Annotated in this window: 16 protein-coding genes; 11 read left to right on the forward strand and 5 right to left on the reverse strand. The window is 59.7% G+C overall.

The window, feature by feature from the left end; all coding sequences use genetic code 11:
* Position 1 precedes the first annotated feature (1 nt).
* From C4J94_RS19555 to C4J94_RS19575, 5 genes are read left to right on the forward strand one after another with little or no spacing between them, the layout of a single operon-like run.
* Complete coding sequence (locus tag C4J94_RS19555) at positions 2–1,381, forward strand: iron-containing redox enzyme family protein (protein WP_256657560.1); 1,380 nt, start codon at positions 2–4, stop codon at positions 1,379–1,381.
* Positions 1,382–1,393: 12 nt separating this feature from the next.
* Positions 1,394–1,708, forward strand: coding sequence for a Rieske 2Fe-2S domain-containing protein (locus tag C4J94_RS19560; protein WP_124387657.1), 315 nt, complete (start codon positions 1,394–1,396; stop codon positions 1,706–1,708).
* A gap of 7 nt (positions 1,709–1,715) precedes the next feature.
* Positions 1,716–2,897: an MFS transporter gene (locus C4J94_RS19565; protein ID WP_124387658.1), complete on the forward strand. Its 1,182-nt coding sequence runs from the start codon at positions 1,716–1,718 to the stop codon at positions 2,895–2,897.
* A 3-nt stretch (positions 2,898–2,900) separates the two neighbouring features.
* Entirely contained in the window at positions 2,901–4,127 is a 1,227-nt protein-coding gene (locus C4J94_RS19570; protein ID WP_256657561.1) for an ATP-grasp domain-containing protein, read from the forward strand.
* A gap of 3 nt (positions 4,128–4,130) precedes the next feature.
* Positions 4,131–4,814 (forward strand): phenylalanine--tRNA ligase beta subunit-related protein, encoded by a 684-nt coding sequence (locus C4J94_RS19575; protein WP_124387659.1) that lies wholly within the window; start codon positions 4,131–4,133, stop codon positions 4,812–4,814.
* Positions 4,815–4,849: 35 nt separating this feature from the next.
* Here the strand turns inward: C4J94_RS19575 and C4J94_RS19580 are convergent, their stop codons facing one another.
* The 4 genes from C4J94_RS19580 to C4J94_RS19595 form a co-directional block, all read right to left on the reverse strand.
* Entirely contained in the window at positions 4,850–5,266 is a 417-nt protein-coding gene (locus C4J94_RS19580; protein WP_124387660.1) for an Lrp/AsnC family transcriptional regulator, read from the reverse strand.
* Between the two features lie 66 nt (positions 5,267–5,332).
* Entirely contained in the window at positions 5,333–6,208 is an 876-nt protein-coding gene (locus tag C4J94_RS19585; RefSeq protein WP_124387661.1) for a carboxylate/amino acid/amine transporter, read from the reverse strand.
* Positions 6,209–6,411: 203 nt separating this feature from the next.
* Positions 6,412–7,011 carry an FMN-dependent NADH-azoreductase gene (locus C4J94_RS19590; protein ID WP_124387662.1) on the reverse strand — a complete coding sequence of 200 codons (600 nt, stop codon included), beginning with the start codon at positions 7,009–7,011 and terminating at the stop codon, positions 6,412–6,414.
* A 152-nt stretch (positions 7,012–7,163) separates the two neighbouring features.
* On the reverse strand, positions 7,164–7,478 hold the full coding sequence (locus C4J94_RS19595) for a 3-phosphoglycerate kinase (protein WP_124387663.1): 315 nt from the start codon (positions 7,476–7,478) through the stop codon (positions 7,164–7,166).
* Between the two features lie 49 nt (positions 7,479–7,527).
* Here C4J94_RS19595 and C4J94_RS19600 point away from each other — a divergent pair, with 49 nt between their 5' ends.
* From C4J94_RS19600 to aqpZ, 5 genes are all read left to right on the forward strand, one after another.
* On the forward strand, positions 7,528–8,451 hold the full coding sequence (locus C4J94_RS19600) for a LysR family transcriptional regulator (RefSeq protein ID WP_124387664.1): 924 nt from the start codon (positions 7,528–7,530) through the stop codon (positions 8,449–8,451).
* Positions 8,452–8,465: 14 nt separating this feature from the next.
* A complete protein-coding gene (locus tag C4J94_RS19605) occupies positions 8,466–9,269 on the forward strand; it encodes an alpha/beta fold hydrolase (protein ID WP_124387665.1) in 804 nt (267 codons plus the stop codon).
* A 3-nt stretch (positions 9,270–9,272) separates the two neighbouring features.
* A complete protein-coding gene (locus tag C4J94_RS19610; RefSeq protein ID WP_124387666.1) occupies positions 9,273–9,836 on the forward strand; it encodes a peptidylprolyl isomerase in 564 nt (187 codons plus the stop codon).
* 82 nt (positions 9,837–9,918) lie between these two features.
* Positions 9,919–11,751: an ABC transporter ATP-binding protein gene (locus C4J94_RS19615; protein ID WP_124387667.1), complete on the forward strand. Its 1,833-nt coding sequence runs from the start codon at positions 9,919–9,921 to the stop codon at positions 11,749–11,751.
* Between the two features lie 341 nt (positions 11,752–12,092).
* The gene (gene aqpZ / locus C4J94_RS19625) at positions 12,093–12,794 is read left to right on the forward strand and encodes an aquaporin Z (RefSeq protein ID WP_124387669.1); all 702 of its coding nucleotides are present in this window, start codon (positions 12,093–12,095) and stop codon (positions 12,792–12,794) included.
* A gap of 11 nt (positions 12,795–12,805) precedes the next feature.
* Here aqpZ and C4J94_RS19630 read toward each other — a convergent pair whose 3' ends face one another.
* Positions 12,806–13,930, reverse strand: coding sequence for a GNAT family N-acetyltransferase (locus C4J94_RS19630; RefSeq protein ID WP_124387670.1), 1,125 nt, complete (start codon positions 13,928–13,930; stop codon positions 12,806–12,808).
* 285 nt (positions 13,931–14,215) lie between these two features.
* On the opposite strand from C4J94_RS19630, the gene C4J94_RS19635 reads away from it, so the two are divergent.
* Positions 14,216–15,538: a putative porin gene (locus C4J94_RS19635; protein ID WP_124387671.1), complete on the forward strand. Its 1,323-nt coding sequence runs from the start codon at positions 14,216–14,218 to the stop codon at positions 15,536–15,538.
* The last annotated feature ends 100 nt before the right edge of the window (positions 15,539–15,638 follow it).

Raw genomic sequence — 15,638 nt, forward strand, 5'->3', positions numbered from 1 at the left:
TATGTTATGGACGACTAAGCTGTCAGATGATGCGCCGCACTTCGCACTCAGTTCGGATGCCGAAGCACTGAACCACTATTGTGCCGCCACCGCCTTCGCCCAGCCACGCAGCTTTTATACCAACAGCCCCTACCAGCGCCCTTCCCGACCGCAGGACATCTGCGATTCAATTATCAGCACTCGCCTGACCAGCGATCAGCTTTCAAACAGCCAGCATCTATTGGCGCAACGGTTGCTGTTGAATATCTATGAGCAGGACCTGGTATTTCTGCCCAAGGCGCCCATGGAGCTCGATCTCAAGGCATTCAAACAGTTCTATGACCCCCAGCACGCGGCCAGCGGCAAGAAAATCCGCCCATTGCTGGAGCAGTACCTGTACGACTGGCTCAAGGAAGAGGTGCATATCAATGGGTCGTGGTGCCTGGATTCGTTTGTCGCTCACACCGACAAGGTCCTGGAGGAAGTTTCGCAGTCCGAGTCCAAGCTGCACCAGGTGCTGACCACCAGCCGCAACCCTGAACGTGCCGCGCGTTTTTTCATGACGCAATGCGCCGGCGACTTCCTCAGTGAAGCCTCGGCGATGGCGCGTAATGTGCTGGGCAACTGCGGCGTATACACCAGCGAGTTGTTCAAGATCCTGATCGACGAATATGGTTATGGCGTCGATAAGAAGAAGCACAGCACCATCTTTGAAGACATGCTCAACGACATGGGCATGTCTCACCACGTACACCATTACTGGCAGTTCTACACGGCGGCTTCGCTGTCGCTGACCAATTACTTCCATTACGTGTCAGCCAACCATGGCGAGCTGTTTCGCTACATTGGCGCGATGTATTACACCGAGGCCACCCTGGCGCTCACCACCAAACACCAGTCGAGCGCTATCAAGACCATTTTCAACGGCAGCGTCTCCACGGACTATTTCGATGAGCACTCACACATCGATGTCCATCACGGAAGAATGGCGTTGCAACGCCTCATTCTTCCCATGATCAAGCAATTTGGCAGCAAGATCATTCCCGACCTCATTCGCGGTTTCGAGGAATTCAGGTTGCTGCAGGACATCGCCGACGAAGAACTCTATGCCCATATCAAATGGCATGACGAACTGGATGAACACCGCGCGCAGGCTGCGGCCCAGCAAGGACTGAAGCCGGTGGACCTGCGGATCACCGAGACCGAACACGAACTTTCGGTCCCGCACACCCACCCCAATGACGAGCTGTTCTGGGTTGAAACCGGCGAGCTGGATTTTGTCGCCAGCCCGGAACTCACGGTGCGCCTGAAGGCAGGGGAAGGCGTGGTGATCCCCAAGGGCATGCTGCATGGCACCCGTGTCGTCAGCCCATCCTGCACCTATACCGTCACAGCCCTTTGAGTAGGCGACTCCATGAAAGCCATCCGTTTGAACCTTACCGATGCCAACTACGTGGCGGTAGAAGACAAAACCTACTTTCTCAAACGCCACACCTATTCGACTCAGCTGTTGCCCACCACCTGCCCCCATCGGGGCGGCCCGTTGCACATGGGTGAAACCACGGGCGACGGGCAAAGCGTGATCTGCCCGTGGCACGACAACGCTTACAAGGTGTGCAACCTGGAAAAGAAATCACCCCCCACCGTTCGCGTCAGAAACCAGTTCAGTACCGTCGTGGGCGACACCGAGCGGTGCGTGCCTTTACTCAAACTTTCTCGTTACGACTGATGATCCTATGACTCATAAATCAACACTCACAGCGTTCTATTCGATCGTGACCCTGTTTACCGGCCTGGACATGGCGATTGTCATTGCCATGGTCTGGTTCGGCCTGGAAACCACCGGCTCGACATTCCTGGTGGGGGCCACCCTGTGCGTGGCAACCGTGGTGCCGTATGTGTGCGAACAATACATCGGTAAATTCTTCACCATTGAACTGAGCATGAAGCGACTGTTGTACATACGCCTGACCGCGTTCGCCGCCGTGCTTGGGCTGTCGTTCACCGACGCCGCCGTGCTGCCTATCGGCTTCCTGGCAATCGCCTTTGTGGTCGGGGTCACCGACTATTTCACCATCAGCACCCTGGAGTCGAAAAACACCAAACTGGTGTTGGCCGGCGCGACCAACAGCGACACCTCGGCGCGGCTGATGCAAACGTCTATCCAGATCGGCGCCTTTGGCGGCGCGCTGCTGGGTGGGGTGATCGTTGACGTGTTCTCGGTCAGCCAGACGCTTCAGATCATCAGCCTGGCCGCGATTGTGTCGCTGGCGGCCATTCTTTTCGTGCAGCCGACGCCCAGCGCCGAGACCACCGAGCAGGCAACAGACACCCCGGCCGCTCAAGCGCTGAACCTGCCGCGAAATCTCTACGTGCTGATCATCGTGTTAAGCATGATCGGGTTCCATATCGGCGCCTTCAACAGCCTGGTGCCGATCGTTTTTCAAAAACTGAATGAGTGGAACGCCACCCTGTTCGGCGTGGCCAGCGGCCTGGCGGGCCTGGGTGCGTTCAGCGCGGCGGTATTGCCGCGTATCAAGCTCAACAGCTACAGCGCGATCCTGCTGGTGTTGCTGGCCGACGTGGCAATCGTTTACTTCCAGAACCTCTACGTGATGATGGCGGCCGCTTTCCTGCTGGGCTTTTGCATCAACAGCCTGCGGATTCAATTGCGTAAGAACCTGATCGACTCGGCGCCCAATGCTCGGGTTGCCGACGTGATTGCGGCAAAAAGCTCGCTCTACTATTTGCTGGTCAGCGGTTCGGCGCCAATGATCCTGACGTTCTTTACTACGGCCGGATTCCTCGGGCTGGAAGGTGCGCGCCTGTTGATGATCGTTTCCGCCGGCCTGCTGGCCGCTGCCGTACTGGCGTGGAATCTCACGCCGGCGGTCCCGGCCACCGCGACCCTTGAATAAGGAATGCCTGAATTGAATACCGTACTGATCGTCGACCCGTTCTCCACGGGCAGACTCTACGCGCCTTTGCTCAAGGCTCAGGGCGTGAAGTGTATCGCAGTGATTTCCACCGACACCCTGCCCAGACATTTCACTGATGACCTGGTCAGGGAAGATTTCGAACAGGTTTACCACTGGGAAGAGAGCCTGCTGGAAACCCTTGAAAAGCTGGGGTTGAGCGCGGTGATCGCGGGCTGCGAAACCGCCATCTACCTCACCGATTACCTCACCGAAGTCCTGCGTATCCCAGGCAACAGTCGCATCACCAGCGATCTGCGGCGCAACAAGTTTTCCATGCAGCAAGCGCTCAAGAAACACGGGCTGGCGAACATTGCTTCACAACTGCTGAGTTCGCCCACCCGCATCCGCGAAGTGGTCGATTCCCTAGAGGAAGCGGCCACCTATGTGGTCAAACCCCTGAATTCGGCCGCCACCGAAGGGGTGGTGTTCGCCCAGGGCAGGCACGAGGTGGAAACCGCCTTGAACAACGCGGCCTGGCGACAGAAAAACGACCTGGGGGAATACAACCTCGGTTTTATCGTGCAGCCGTTCGTGGCAGGCCCCGAGTACGTGGTGGACATGGTTGCCTTTGATGGCGAATACACCATTGCCACGGTGTGCAAGTACAGCAAGATCCACAGAAACGGCAGCAAGTTCGTCTATGAAAGCCTGGACACACTCGACCCCCAGGCAGAGGAGCTGCAACCGCTGATCGACTACGCCCGCCAGGCAGCGGCGGCCTTGAGCATCGAGATAGGGCCAATTCATATGGAAATCATCTGGTCCGACAGCGGCCCGGTGATGATTGAAGCGGGAGGCCGCTTGCATGGCGGTATCGCTCCATTGCTGTTTCAGCAGGTGTACCAGCCGGACCTGCTATCGCTGGCCATCGACAGCTACCTCGGGCGCCCTCGCCCGCCGGCCGGCGCTGCGCGTCAGATCAGCCATGGCCGTATTGGCTTTTTCTGTTCAGACGAACGCCGCACCTTCAACGCCCCTTCGCCGCAGGCACTGCAGAGCGCGATGCTGGACGAAGCCTATTGCGGCCATCGCTTCTTCATCAGCCCAGGGGATACCACGCCGGTCACCATCGACTTTGCCACCTGCCCTGGGCTGTTCTGGCTGCAACACCAGAGCACACAACAGTTGGATGCCAGCACCGATCTTCTGCGTAAAAAGCTCTGGAGTTAAGGCATGAAAAGTCGTTTGATCATCCGCAAGTCTGCCCTTGACGTGGGCCTGCACAACGCGTGCGCCGCCGTTGTCGAAAACATCAGCGTGTCTGATGACCAGAGTTTCGTCGGCCTTCTGCAAAGCAACTTGAATCATGTGGCCTCACACCTCCAGGAACTGGACTCCAACCTGGTTTATGAAGGGTTTGCCAGGCAGCTTGAAAAGCTCGGCTACACGAATACGGTGAGTGCCAACGAAAAACTGCTGCGGCGCTTCATCGCCAACGGCATACGCCCCATCAACAACGTTGTCGATGCCTATAACGCGGTGGCGATCCGACACGGCGTCAGCATCGGCGTACACACTTATCATCAGAGGGACGATATCTACGTCATGCGTTCGCCAGCACCGAGGGCCTTCCGCCCGTTGTTTGCCAAGAAAGACGTCATGATTCCGGCGGGCGACATCGTCTATACCTGCGGCGACGAGCCGTTGGCGAGCATCGGCAAGGTGGATGCCGATGCCCATGACTTCCGGTTGACGGACGCATCCTCGACTCTGCTGGTGGTCGTACTGGGGCATGACGACACGACGCTTGCGTTCAACCAGACGGTCATCGCGGAGTTCGTGGATACCCTGCGCCAGACGATGCCTGCCTTGAATCATTATTTTCTCGAAACCCTCCACGACCACGCTGGCGCCTGATACCGCAAAGCCGCTGCCGTCCCAGGCGGCATCGGCTACCGCCAGGCCTTGAGCACCGGGTTGACCACCACCTCATTCACGTGTTCGATCTTCAGCAGATCCTCCTTGAGCACCATCAATTCCTCAAAATTGCGGTATCGCACGTCGAGCATCATGTCCAGGTCGCCGAACAGTGAATAGGCATGCACCACTTCGCGATACTGGTAGATTTTCGGAAACACCAGATGGCAAGTGCTCCCGTTGAGCTTGAGCATCAAAAACGCCGATTGCTGGGCTTCATCCCCGCCGGCCACATTGATGGTGAAGCCTAGGATGATGCCCTTTTCGATGAGTTTTTGAACCCGCGACTCCACGGCGGTCCGAGACTTGTGAACCTGGCGCGCCAGTTCCGCCAGGCTGACTCGGGAGTCGTCCTTCAAGGCGGCAATTATCTGTTCATCAACCTTGTCCACTCGGCCACCCCCACACAGTTCTTTTCGATAACAGACTTTCATTACCGCTCACACATCGCTGAACCCTCAGGTCGCAGACTCTACGCCAGAGCCCGGCTTGATACCCAATCGGCTGATCCACACTGCCCCCAGAATCACCAGGCCACCCAGGGCCAGCCTTCCCAGCGGCTCGTGCTGGTTCCAGATGAGCAGGTTCAGCAGCAGCCCCACCGGCACATGCAGGTTATTCACCACCGCCAGGGTGCCACCATTGACCAGGCAGGCGCCCTTGTTCCACCAGTACATGCCCAGCGCGGTGCTGACCAGCCCCAGGAACACCAGCACACCCCATTGCAGCGGCGCCTGGGGCAGGAAGTCGGCCTTGCCGAATAGTAGAAATGCAGGCAATACCACCAGCAAGGCGCCCAGGTAGAAATAACCGAAGCGCCGGTAGTGCGGCTGATCACTCGGATAGCGCGCCACCAGGTGCTTGTACATCACCTGCCCCGCGGCGTAGGTGAAGTTGGCCAGTTGCAGCAGCAGAAACCCCATCAGGAAGTTCGGGGTGATCTGGTCGAAGCGAATCACCGCCGCGCCCGCCACCGCTACCAGTGCGGCCACCAGCGCCCAGGGATTGAACCGCCGGTTGAGTGCGTCTTCGATCAAGGTTACGTGCAGCGGCGTGAGAATGGTGAACAGCAGCACCTCGGGCACTGTGAGTACGCGAAAGCTCAGATAGAGGCACACGTAGGTCACGCCAAATTGCAGCGCACCGATGATCAGCATGCTGCGCATGAAAGCCGGTTCCACCGAGCGCCAGCGGGTCAGCGGGATGAAGATCAGCCCGGCCAGCACCACGCGCACCAGCACCGCGAAGTAGCTGTCGACGTGACCGGCGAGGTATTCGCCGATCAAGCTGAAGGAAAATGCCTGAATCAGGGTGACAACCAGTAGATAGCCCATGTGCGCCTCGTTTCGAATGGGCGCGACATTAAAGCTTTTCGATGCTTGAAGAAACTCGAGGCAAAAAAAACCCGACCTCGCTAAAGCGGCAGTCGGGCAGGAGCACTCAGGAGCAACAAGTGCAAAGGGAGGTTCGGTACGCGTACTTGAAGGGATTGCGTGGGCCTAGATAAACACGGGCGGATTATCTGGCGATTAAAGGGTCAAGCCACCTGCGCCAGCAGGGCCTTGGCATGGTTGATGCCTTTTTCCTGGAAATCACCACTCAGGTTCACCCCTTCGGCGTGAATGAAGGTGACGTCGTGAATCCCGATAAACGCCATGACCTGGCGCAGGTACGGTTCCTGATGGTCCGATGCTGCACCGGTGTGAATGCCGCCACGAGCGGTGAGCACGATGGCGCGCTTGCCGGTGAGCAAACCTTGCGGCCCGGTAGCGGTGTACTTGAAGGTCACCCCGGCGCGCAATACGTGGTCCAGCCAGGCCTTGAGGGTGCTGGGGATGGCGAAGTTGTACATCGGCGCGGCCATCACCAGGACGTCGGCGGCGAGCAATTCGTCGGTCAGTTCGTTGGAGCGGTCCAGCGACGCCTGTTCGACCGGGCTGCGCTGATCGGCGGGTTTCATCCAGCCGCCCAGCAGGTTGGCGTCCAGATGGGGCACCGGGTTGAGCGCCACGTCGCGTACCTTGATCTGATCGCCTGGATGGGAAGCCTGCCATTGGCTGATGAACTGCTGGGTCAGTTGGCGGGAAATCGAATCCTGTTGGCGAGCGCTGCTTTCGATGATCAGAACGTTGGACATGGCTATGTAGGCTCCATCGGTAAATGCTGTAAGGCGATGGAGAAAAGATTAACCAGGGCTAGTTCGATTAAAAAGCGCAAAAAACTGCTATAACCAATCTATAAATTTGTTTATAAGCGGAGTGTCGCGATGGGCACGCTCCGCTTTTTGCTTTATTTGGGCGCGCAGCTCAGCGCGATGCGCATCTTGATAATCGCGCGGTTGAACTTGACCGTGGTGTTGGTGCTTTTGCCTGCTGGTACCGTGACGGTACGCCGACGCGGCGATTCAGGGCCGTTGGTAAAGACTACCGAACACACAGCATCTTGAGTGCCATAGTTGTTCAGTTGAATCGAACTGATATCGCCGTCCACGTCGGACGCCGTGTAATCGATGCTCACACCGTCGATCTTTTTAGTCACGTCGATGGGATAGGCGAACGCGCTCATCGGCAGCAGCGCCAGCAACACACAACAGAATTTTCTCATTCGGCAGTCTCCAATAAGGACCGCCAGCTTAGGACAAGAGGAGCTCATCTTGAAAGCGCCCCGCGTTACCCTCGATCAATGGCGCACGCTGCAAGCCGTGGTCGACCACGGCGGCTTCGCCCAGGCGGCCGAAGCGCTGCACCGTTCGCAGTCCTCGGTGAGCTACACCGTGGCGCGCATGCAGGACCAACTCGGCGTGCCGCTGCTGCGCATCGACGGGCGCAAGGCGGTACTCACCGATGCGGGTGAAGTGCTGCTGCGCCGCTCTCGGCAACTGGTGAAAAACGCCAGCCAGCTGGAAGACCTCGCCCACCACATGGAACAAGGCTGGGAGGCCGAAGTGCGCCTGGTGGTGGATGCGGCCTATCCCAACGCACGCCTGGTACGCGCCCTCACCGCCTTCATGCCGCAGAGCCGAGGGTGCCGGGTGCGCCTGCGTGAAGAGGTGTTGTCCGGCGTCGAGGAGCTGTTGATAGAAGGCGTGGCCGACCTGGCGATTTGCGGTTTCAGCATCCCCGGTTACCTGGGCACCGAAATGAGCGATGTGGAATTCGTCGCCGTGGCCCACCCCGAGCATGCGTTGCACCGCATGCAGCGGGAACTGAGCTTCCAGGACCTGGAAAGCCAGATGCAGGTGGTCATCCGTGATTCGGGCCGCCAGCAACCGCGGGACGTCGGTTGGCTCGGCGCCGAACAGCGCTGGACCGTCGGCAGCCTGGCCACCGCCGCCGCGTTCGTGGGCAGCGGCCTGGGGTTTGCCTGGTTGCCCCGGCACATGATCGAGCGCGAACTTGCCGAAGGCGTACTCAAGCAACTGCCGTTGGAACAGGGCGGCAGCCGCCATCCCACGTTCTATCTGTATTCGAACAAGGACAAACCCCTGGGGCCGGCGACGCAGATCCTCGTGGAGTTGTTGCGCACCTTTGATACCGCTCCGCTGGACGCGCCCTTCGCCGCCCCACGGCAAGCCTGAAACGGAGTTCACCCATGGCCTGGTTCGACCATGAAGGTTGCAGCCTGCACTACGAGGAATACGGCCACGGCGCCCCGCTGATCCTGATCCATGGCCTGGGCTCAAGCAGCCAGGATTGGGAGCTGCAAGTGCCCGTACTGGCCAGGTACTATCGCCTGATCGTGGTGGATGTGCGCGGGCATGGCCGCTCCGACAAACCCAGCGGGCGCTATAGCATCAAGGGATTCAGCTTCGACCTGAGCGCCCTGATCGAACACCTGGCCCTGCCAGCGGCCCATGTGGTCGGCTTGTCCATGGGCGGTATGATTGCCTTTCAGCTGGCGGTGGACGAACCTGCGCTGGTCAAAAGCCTGTGCATCGTCAACAGCGCGCCCGAGGTCAAGGTGCGCAGCGCCGCTGACTATTGGCAGTGGGCCAAGCGCCGCGGCCTGGCCCGCCTGCTCAGCCCGAGTACCATTGGCAAGGCCCTGGGCGAGCGGCTGTTTCCCAAGACCGAGCAGTTCGACCTGCGCCGCAAGATGGCCGAACGCTGGGCAAAGAATGACAAACGTGCTTATCTCGCCAGCTTCGACGCGATTGTAGGCTGGGGCGTACAGGAACATCTTTCCAGGATCACCTGTCCAACCCTGGTCATCAGCGCCGACCACGATTACACCCCCGTTGCGCAGAAAGAAATCTATGTAAAACTGCTGCCCAACGCGCGACTGGTGGTGATTGAAGATTCCCGCCATGCCACGCCCCTGGATCAACCCGAAGTCTTTAACGCTACCCTGCTCGACTTTCTCAAGAGCGTCGATGCCACTACCCAGGATCACTGACCCATGCTGAAAAAAATCGCCTTCTTCGCCGGTTCCGTTCTGTTCGCTGCCAACCTGATGGCCGCCGAGCCCGCCAAGGCACCCCACGTATTGATCTCCACCACCAATGGCGACATTGAAATCGAACTGGACCCGGTCAAGGCGCCGATCAGTAGCAAGAATTTCCTCGCCTATGTCGACAAAGGCTTCTACACCAACACGATTTTTCACCGTGTGATCCCGGGCTTCATGGTGCAGGGCGGCGGGTTCACCCAGCAGATGTCGCAAAAGCCGACCGAAGCACCGATCAAGAACGAAGCCAGCAACGGCCTGCATAACGTTCGCGGCACGCTGTCGATGGCCCGTACCAATGACCCGAACTCGGCCACCAGCCAATTCTTCATCAACGTGGCCGACAATGCCTTCCTCGACCCGGGTCGCGATGCCGGTTACGCCGTGTTCGCCAAAGTGGTCAAGGGCATGGACGTGGTCGATATCATCGTCAACTCCCAGACCACCACCAAGCAAGGCATGCAGAACGTGCCCATCGATCCTGTCCTGATCAAGTCGGCCAAGCGCATCGACTGAGGTCAGCAGGAAACTTCGCACGTTGCTCACAAGGCAACGTGCGCATTTGAAAGGAGAGCCCGCACGGCGGGCGTCAAGCCTAATGCTCTATCGTCGTTTTGAACAACTGATCGACATCTTCCGCGACGCTCCCAGCGCGGCCCCTCCCGACCAAGTCCTGCCCTTCTATCTCTACTACCTGCGTCAGGTGTGGCCGCATTTCGCCGCCTTGCTGGTGGTGGGCCTGATCGGCGCCTTGATCGAAGTGGCGCTGTTCAGCTACCTGAGCCGCATCATCGATCTGGCGCAGGGCACGCCGCCCGCCAATTTCTTCCAGCTCCACAGCACCGAGCTGATCTGGATGGCGGTGGTCGCGTTATTGCTGCGCCCGATCTTCGGCGCGCTGCATGATTTGCTGGTGCACCAGACCATCAGCCCCGGCATGACCAGCCTGATCCGCTGGCAGAACCACAACTACGTGCTCAAGCAGAGCCTGAACTTTTTCCAGAACGACTTCGCCGGGCGTATTGCCCAGCGCATCATGCAAACCGGCAACTCCCTGCGCGACTCCGCCGTGGCGGCGGTGGATGCGATCTGGCACGTGGCGATCTACGCCATCAGTTCGCTGGTGCTGTTCGCCGAGGCCGACTGGCGCCTGATGATCCCGCTGGTGAGCTGGATCGTCTGCTACAGCCTGGCGTTGCGTTACTTTGTGCCGCGCGTGAAGGAACGCTCGGTGATTTCCTCCGAAGCGCGCTCCAAGCTGATGGGCCGCATCGTCGACGGCTATACCAATATCACCACCTTGAAGCTGTTCGCCCATACCCAGTACGAGCAGCAGTACGCCAAGGAAGCGATCGTCGAGCAGACCGAAAAAACCCAGCTGGCCAGCCGTGTGGTGACCAGCATGGACGTGGTGATCACTACCATGAACGGCCTGCTGATCGTCACCACCACCGGCCTGGCCCTGTGGTTGTGGACCCAGTCGCTGATTTCCGTGGGCGCGATTGCCCTGGCCACCGGGCTGGTGATTCGTATCGTCAACATGTCCGGCTGGATCATGTGGGTGGTCAACGGCATTTTCGAGAATATCGGCATGGTGCAGGACGGCCTGAAAACCATCGCCCAGCCGCTGGCCGTGATCGACCGCGACAACGCTCCGCGCCTGAGCGTGCCCCGTGGCGAAGTGCGTTTCGAGCAGGTGGATTTTCACTATGGCAAGAAGAGCGGGATCATCGGCGGCCTCAACCTTGAGATCAAGGCCGGGGAAAAGATCGGCCTGATTGGCCCGTCCGGCGCGGGCAAGTCGACCCTGGTCAACCTGCTGCTGCGCCTGTACGACCTGCAGGGCGGACGCATCCTGATCGACGGCCAGAACATTGCCGAAGTCGCCCAGGAAAGCCTGCGTGCACAGATCGGCATGATTACCCAGGACACTTCGCTACTGCACCGTTCGATCCGTGACAACCTGCTGTATGGCAAGCCGGATGCAACCGACGAAGAACTCTGGGCCGCCGTGCACAAAGCCCGCGCCGACGAGTTTATCCCGCTGCTGTCGGATGCCGAGGGCCGCACCGGGCTGGATGCCCACGTCGGCGAACGTGGGGTGAAGCTCTCCGGCGGACAACGCCAACGGATCGCCATCGCTCGCGTGCTGCTCAAGGATGCGCCGATCCTGATCATGGACGAAGCCACCTCGGCGCTGGACTCCGAGGTGGAAGCCGCGATCCAGGAAAGCCTGGAAACGCTGATGCAGGGCAAGACCGTGATCGCGATTGCGCACCGCTTATCGACCATCGCACGTATGGACCGCCTGGTCGTGCTGGATAAAGGCCAGATCGCCGAGACGGGCAGCCACGCCGAGCTGCTGGCCCATGGCGGGCTGTATGCGCGGTTGTGGCAGCATCAGACCGGTGGCTTTGTCGGCATTGACTGAACCAAACACCCTCCAAACAGTAGGAGCAGGCTTGTTGTGGCGAGCAAGCTTGCTTGCGCTGGGGTGCGAAGCGCCCCCAAAAAAGCCGGCTCCATCTGCGCTGTCGGACGGGAGCAAGCTCCCTCGCCACAACCAGCCCGCTCTCATATTTGATCGTAATGGGTTAACACAATTTGCACCGCGCGCCAGCGCCCAAAGGGCCCTGGCGCTTTTTCATGCCCTGGATTTGTGTCAAAACCGTGCTGTAATCAGTGCAGTGCCCAGAGGGGTGCTGAAGTAAATCTGCAGGGAGCATCACTGATTTGCTGATTCGGTAGAGCGATCTATCAAGGATGTGTCGCATGTCTTTGTTCAAACGTTCAGTCACAGAGGGCTTGGGTACGTTTTGGCTGGTGTTGGGCGGTTGCGGGAGCGCGGTGTTGGCCGCAGCGTTTCCCGCCGTCGGGATTGGTCTGCTGGGCGTCGCGCTGGCATTCGGTTTGACGGTGCTGACCATGGCCGTTGCGATCGGCCATATCAGCGGTTGTCACCTTAACCCGGCGGTATCGGTGGGGCTGGTAGTCGGCGGAAGGTTTCCCGCCAGGGAGCTGCCGGCGTATATCGCAGCCCAGGTCATAGGGGGGGTGGTCGCCGCCGCGTTGCTGTACTTCATCGCCAGCGGCAAACCGGGCTTTGAGCTGGCGGGCGGCCTGGCGTCCAACGGCTACGGCGAACATTCGCCGGGCGGCTACTCGATGGCAGCGGGGTTCGTGTGTGAGCTGGTGATGACCACGATGTTCGTACTGATCATCCTCGGCGCCACCGACAGCCGCGCCCCCAAAGGCCTTGCGCCCATCGCCATCGGCCTGGCCTTGACCCTGATCCACCTGGTCTCCATTCCTGTCACCAACACATCGGTCAACCCGGCCCGCAGTACCGGCCCGGCATTGATAGTGGGCGGGTGGGCGATCCAGCAGCTGTGGATGTTCTGGCTGGCGCCGATCCTGGGTGCGGTGATCGCAGGCGTGGCGTATCGATGGCTGGGCAAGGAGCAGCCGGCCTGAGGTAAATAAGGTCAGCCCTGCCGATAAGGCAGCGCTGACCTCGCCTCTTCGGCATACGCCAGAACGCCCACCCGTTCGCGCTCGAGGAAATCCTCCACGGCGTTTTTCAATCCCGCATGCCGCAGGTAATGCCACGAACGCGTGATCACCGGCTCAAAGCCGCGAATCAGTTTGTGCTCGCCTTGAGCACCGGCGTCGAAGCGTTGCAGCCCGTGGGCGATGGCGAAGTCCATGCCCTGGTAGAAGCAGGTCTCGAAATGCAGCCGGTCGAACTCCGCCAGGCAGCCCCAATAGCGACCGTAGAAGCTGTCACCGCCGATCAGGCTGAAGGCCATGGCCACCGGGCGTGATCCCTGCTTGGCCAGCACCACGCGGATCGCCTCGGGCATGCGCTCGGCCAGCAAGCTGAAAAACGCCCGGGTCAGGTAGGGCGATTGCCGCCGTACCGCATAGGTATTGGCATAGCAGGCGTAGACAAAATCCCACTGGGCTTCGCTCAGTTCATGCCCCTGCAGCCACTCGAACTCGATGCCCTGCCCCGCCACCTGCTCGCGTTCCTTGCGCATCTGTTTGCGCTTGCGTGAACTCAGGGCGTCGAGAAAGTCCTGGAAGTCGCGGTAGCCGCGGTTCTGCCAGTGAAATTGGCAGCCCAGGCGCTGCAACCAGCCGGGTTGCCGGGCCAGTGCGTCGTCGGCCAATGGATCGGTGAAGTTGATATGGGCGCTGGAGAGCCCTTCGATTTCCAGGTAACCGGGCAGGCTGCTCAGCAGCTCGGAGCCGTCCTCGGCACTGGCGGCCAACAGCCGCGGGCCGCTGACCGGGCTGAACGGCACCGCCGTCAGCAGCTTGGGGTAATAGTCGATGCCGGCCCGCGCGCAGGCGTCGGCCCAACCGTGATCGAAGACGTACTCGCCATAGGAATGAAACTTGCGATAACCGGGCAAGGCCGCCACCAGCCGGTCACCTTCCCAGTGCAGCAGATGCTCCGGCTGCCAGCCCGAATGCGGGCCCAGGCTGGCACTGTCTTCCAGCGCGCTGAGGAACGCATGCCGCACGAACGGCTGGGCTTGCGGCGCCAGCGCATCCCAGACCTGCGGGGTGATTTCGGACAGGCTGTCCAGGCGTTGCAACGGCATCGGCATCCTCACTGTTTCTTGGCGTGAAAGCCTGGCGAGTATCGCCTATCACAGCCGCGTACACACCTCGAAAAAGCCGGACAGAACTCAACACCAATAGTTCCGCTGGCAACGAACCTGTCATGCAGATGAAATCACTTAGCCACTACTCCGTCATAAACCGTCGCGATACTGACGCCTGTTTTTAGAGCATCTGGATATTGCCAGGTGGCATTTTTTCCGCCCGTGATCGGTCGGTTGTGTCCTGGAGGGCTTGCTAGCCCTTCCCCACTTTCGGAGATTGATATGCGTCTTGCTTCCACTAAAACTGCGGCGGCCCTGTGTGGCGGCCTGTTGCTGGCCCTTAGCGTTCCGGCCAGCGCTGCAGTCGACGCCAAGTTGCTCGACATGCTCAAGGCCAACGGCCAAATCACCGCGTCGCAGTACACCGAATTGCAAAACGAATTGGCCAAAGACCAGAAGGAACAGCAGATCGCGCGGCAAGCTCAGCAGGAAACCAACGAACAGATCGCTGCCACCGCGAAAAAAACCAACGAGCTGAGCAGCTTCGACCAGAAGCTGGCCTGGGCCGCCAAGACCCAGTTCAAGGGCGATGTGCGCTTTCGCCAGGAAACCATCAAGATCGATGGCGAGCCTAACAATGGTGGGCGTGACAAGGATCGTCAACGTATCCGCGCGCGCCTGGGCGCCTACACCGAAATCAACCCGCAAGTGGACACCGGCATCCGTATCGCCACGGGCGGCGGCGACGATGCGCGCTCCACCAATCAGGACCAGGATGGCTACTTCGATAAGAAATCGATCTGGCTGGACCTTGGCTACATCGACTACCACCCGGACCAGATCAAGAACCTGCACGTGATCGGCGGCAAGATGTTGCAGCCGTGGGTGAACATGGGCGATGTGATCTGGGATAGCGACATCAACCCTGAAGGCCTGGCGCTCACCTACAAATACCCACTGGGCGGCAGTGCCGAACTGTTCGGCAGCCTGGGTAACTACAACCTCAAGGACAACGTCGACGGCGACGGCGTGCAATTTCGCCACGACCTGCGCCTGACCGCCGGCCAACTGGGCACGCGTTTCTCGCTTACCGACAACCTGAAAATGACCCTGGGCGGCAGTGTCTACGCTTACCAGAACGACAAGGACAGCCGCTGCACGACCACCACTACCCCGTGCGCCTTGGCGGTCAACGGCAACTCGGCCAACGGTGAATTCCGTCTGTATGAAGGTTTTGCCCAAGCGGACATCGGCGGCCTGGCGGTGCCTCTGGCGTTCTACGGCCAGTACGTGAAGAACAACGATGCCGTGACCGATCAGGACACCGCGTGGTTGCTGGGCGCCAAGTCCAAGGTGTTCGGTTTCAACCTGGACTACAACTACCGCGATACCCAACGTGACGCGGTGGTGGGCGCGTTCACCGATTCGGACTTCGCCAACGGCACCACCGGTTCGCGTGGCCACAAGCTGAAGGTCAGTTACGACATCGACAAGAACTTCGCCCTCGGCGCCACCTATTTCCTGACCAAGGCCGACTACGCCAGCCGTACCCAGCGTGATGCCAACGCCAACACCTTGCAGTTGGACGCCGAAGCCAAGTTCTAACCTCCCCCTTGTAGGAGCAAGCTTGCTCGCGAAGAACGAAAAGGCGGCGCGTTTATCCAGGATACCCGCGCTATCGTTGACGTTTTTCGCGAGCAAGCTC

Origin of the sequence: Pseudomonas sp. R5-89-07 (assembly GCF_003851685.1) — a bacterium.
In the GTDB taxonomy this organism is placed as follows: Bacteria; Pseudomonadota; Gammaproteobacteria; order Pseudomonadales; family Pseudomonadaceae; genus Aquipseudomonas.

Coding starts and splice junctions, on each gene's coding strand:
- C4J94_RS19630 (WP_124387670.1), bottom strand. CDS start 13,930: ATGCCGTTGCAACGCCTGGACAGCCTGTCCGAAATCACCCCGCAGGTC.
- C4J94_RS19605 (WP_124387665.1), top strand. CDS start 8,466: ATGGCCTGGTTCGACCATGAAGGTTGCAGCCTGCACTACGAGGAATAC.
- C4J94_RS19635 (WP_124387671.1), top strand. CDS start 14,216: ATGCGTCTTGCTTCCACTAAAACTGCGGCGGCCCTGTGTGGCGGCCTG.
- C4J94_RS19595 (WP_124387663.1), bottom strand. CDS start 7,478: ATGAGAAAATTCTGTTGTGTGTTGCTGGCGCTGCTGCCGATGAGCGCG.
- aqpZ (WP_124387669.1), top strand. CDS start 12,093: ATGTCTTTGTTCAAACGTTCAGTCACAGAGGGCTTGGGTACGTTTTGG.
- C4J94_RS19555 (WP_256657560.1), top strand. CDS start 2: ATGTTATGGACGACTAAGCTGTCAGATGATGCGCCGCACTTCGCACTC.
- C4J94_RS19615 (WP_124387667.1), top strand. CDS start 9,919: ATGCTCTATCGTCGTTTTGAACAACTGATCGACATCTTCCGCGACGCT.
- C4J94_RS19570 (WP_256657561.1), top strand. CDS start 2,901: ATGCCTGAATTGAATACCGTACTGATCGTCGACCCGTTCTCCACGGGC.
- C4J94_RS19590 (WP_124387662.1), bottom strand. CDS start 7,011: ATGTCCAACGTTCTGATCATCGAAAGCAGCGCTCGCCAACAGGATTCG.
- C4J94_RS19575 (WP_124387659.1), top strand. CDS start 4,131: ATGAAAAGTCGTTTGATCATCCGCAAGTCTGCCCTTGACGTGGGCCTG.
- C4J94_RS19585 (WP_124387661.1), bottom strand. CDS start 6,208: ATGGGCTATCTACTGGTTGTCACCCTGATTCAGGCATTTTCCTTCAGC.
- C4J94_RS19610 (WP_124387666.1), top strand. CDS start 9,273: ATGCTGAAAAAAATCGCCTTCTTCGCCGGTTCCGTTCTGTTCGCTGCC.
- C4J94_RS19560 (WP_124387657.1), top strand. CDS start 1,394: ATGAAAGCCATCCGTTTGAACCTTACCGATGCCAACTACGTGGCGGTA.
- C4J94_RS19565 (WP_124387658.1), top strand. CDS start 1,716: ATGACTCATAAATCAACACTCACAGCGTTCTATTCGATCGTGACCCTG.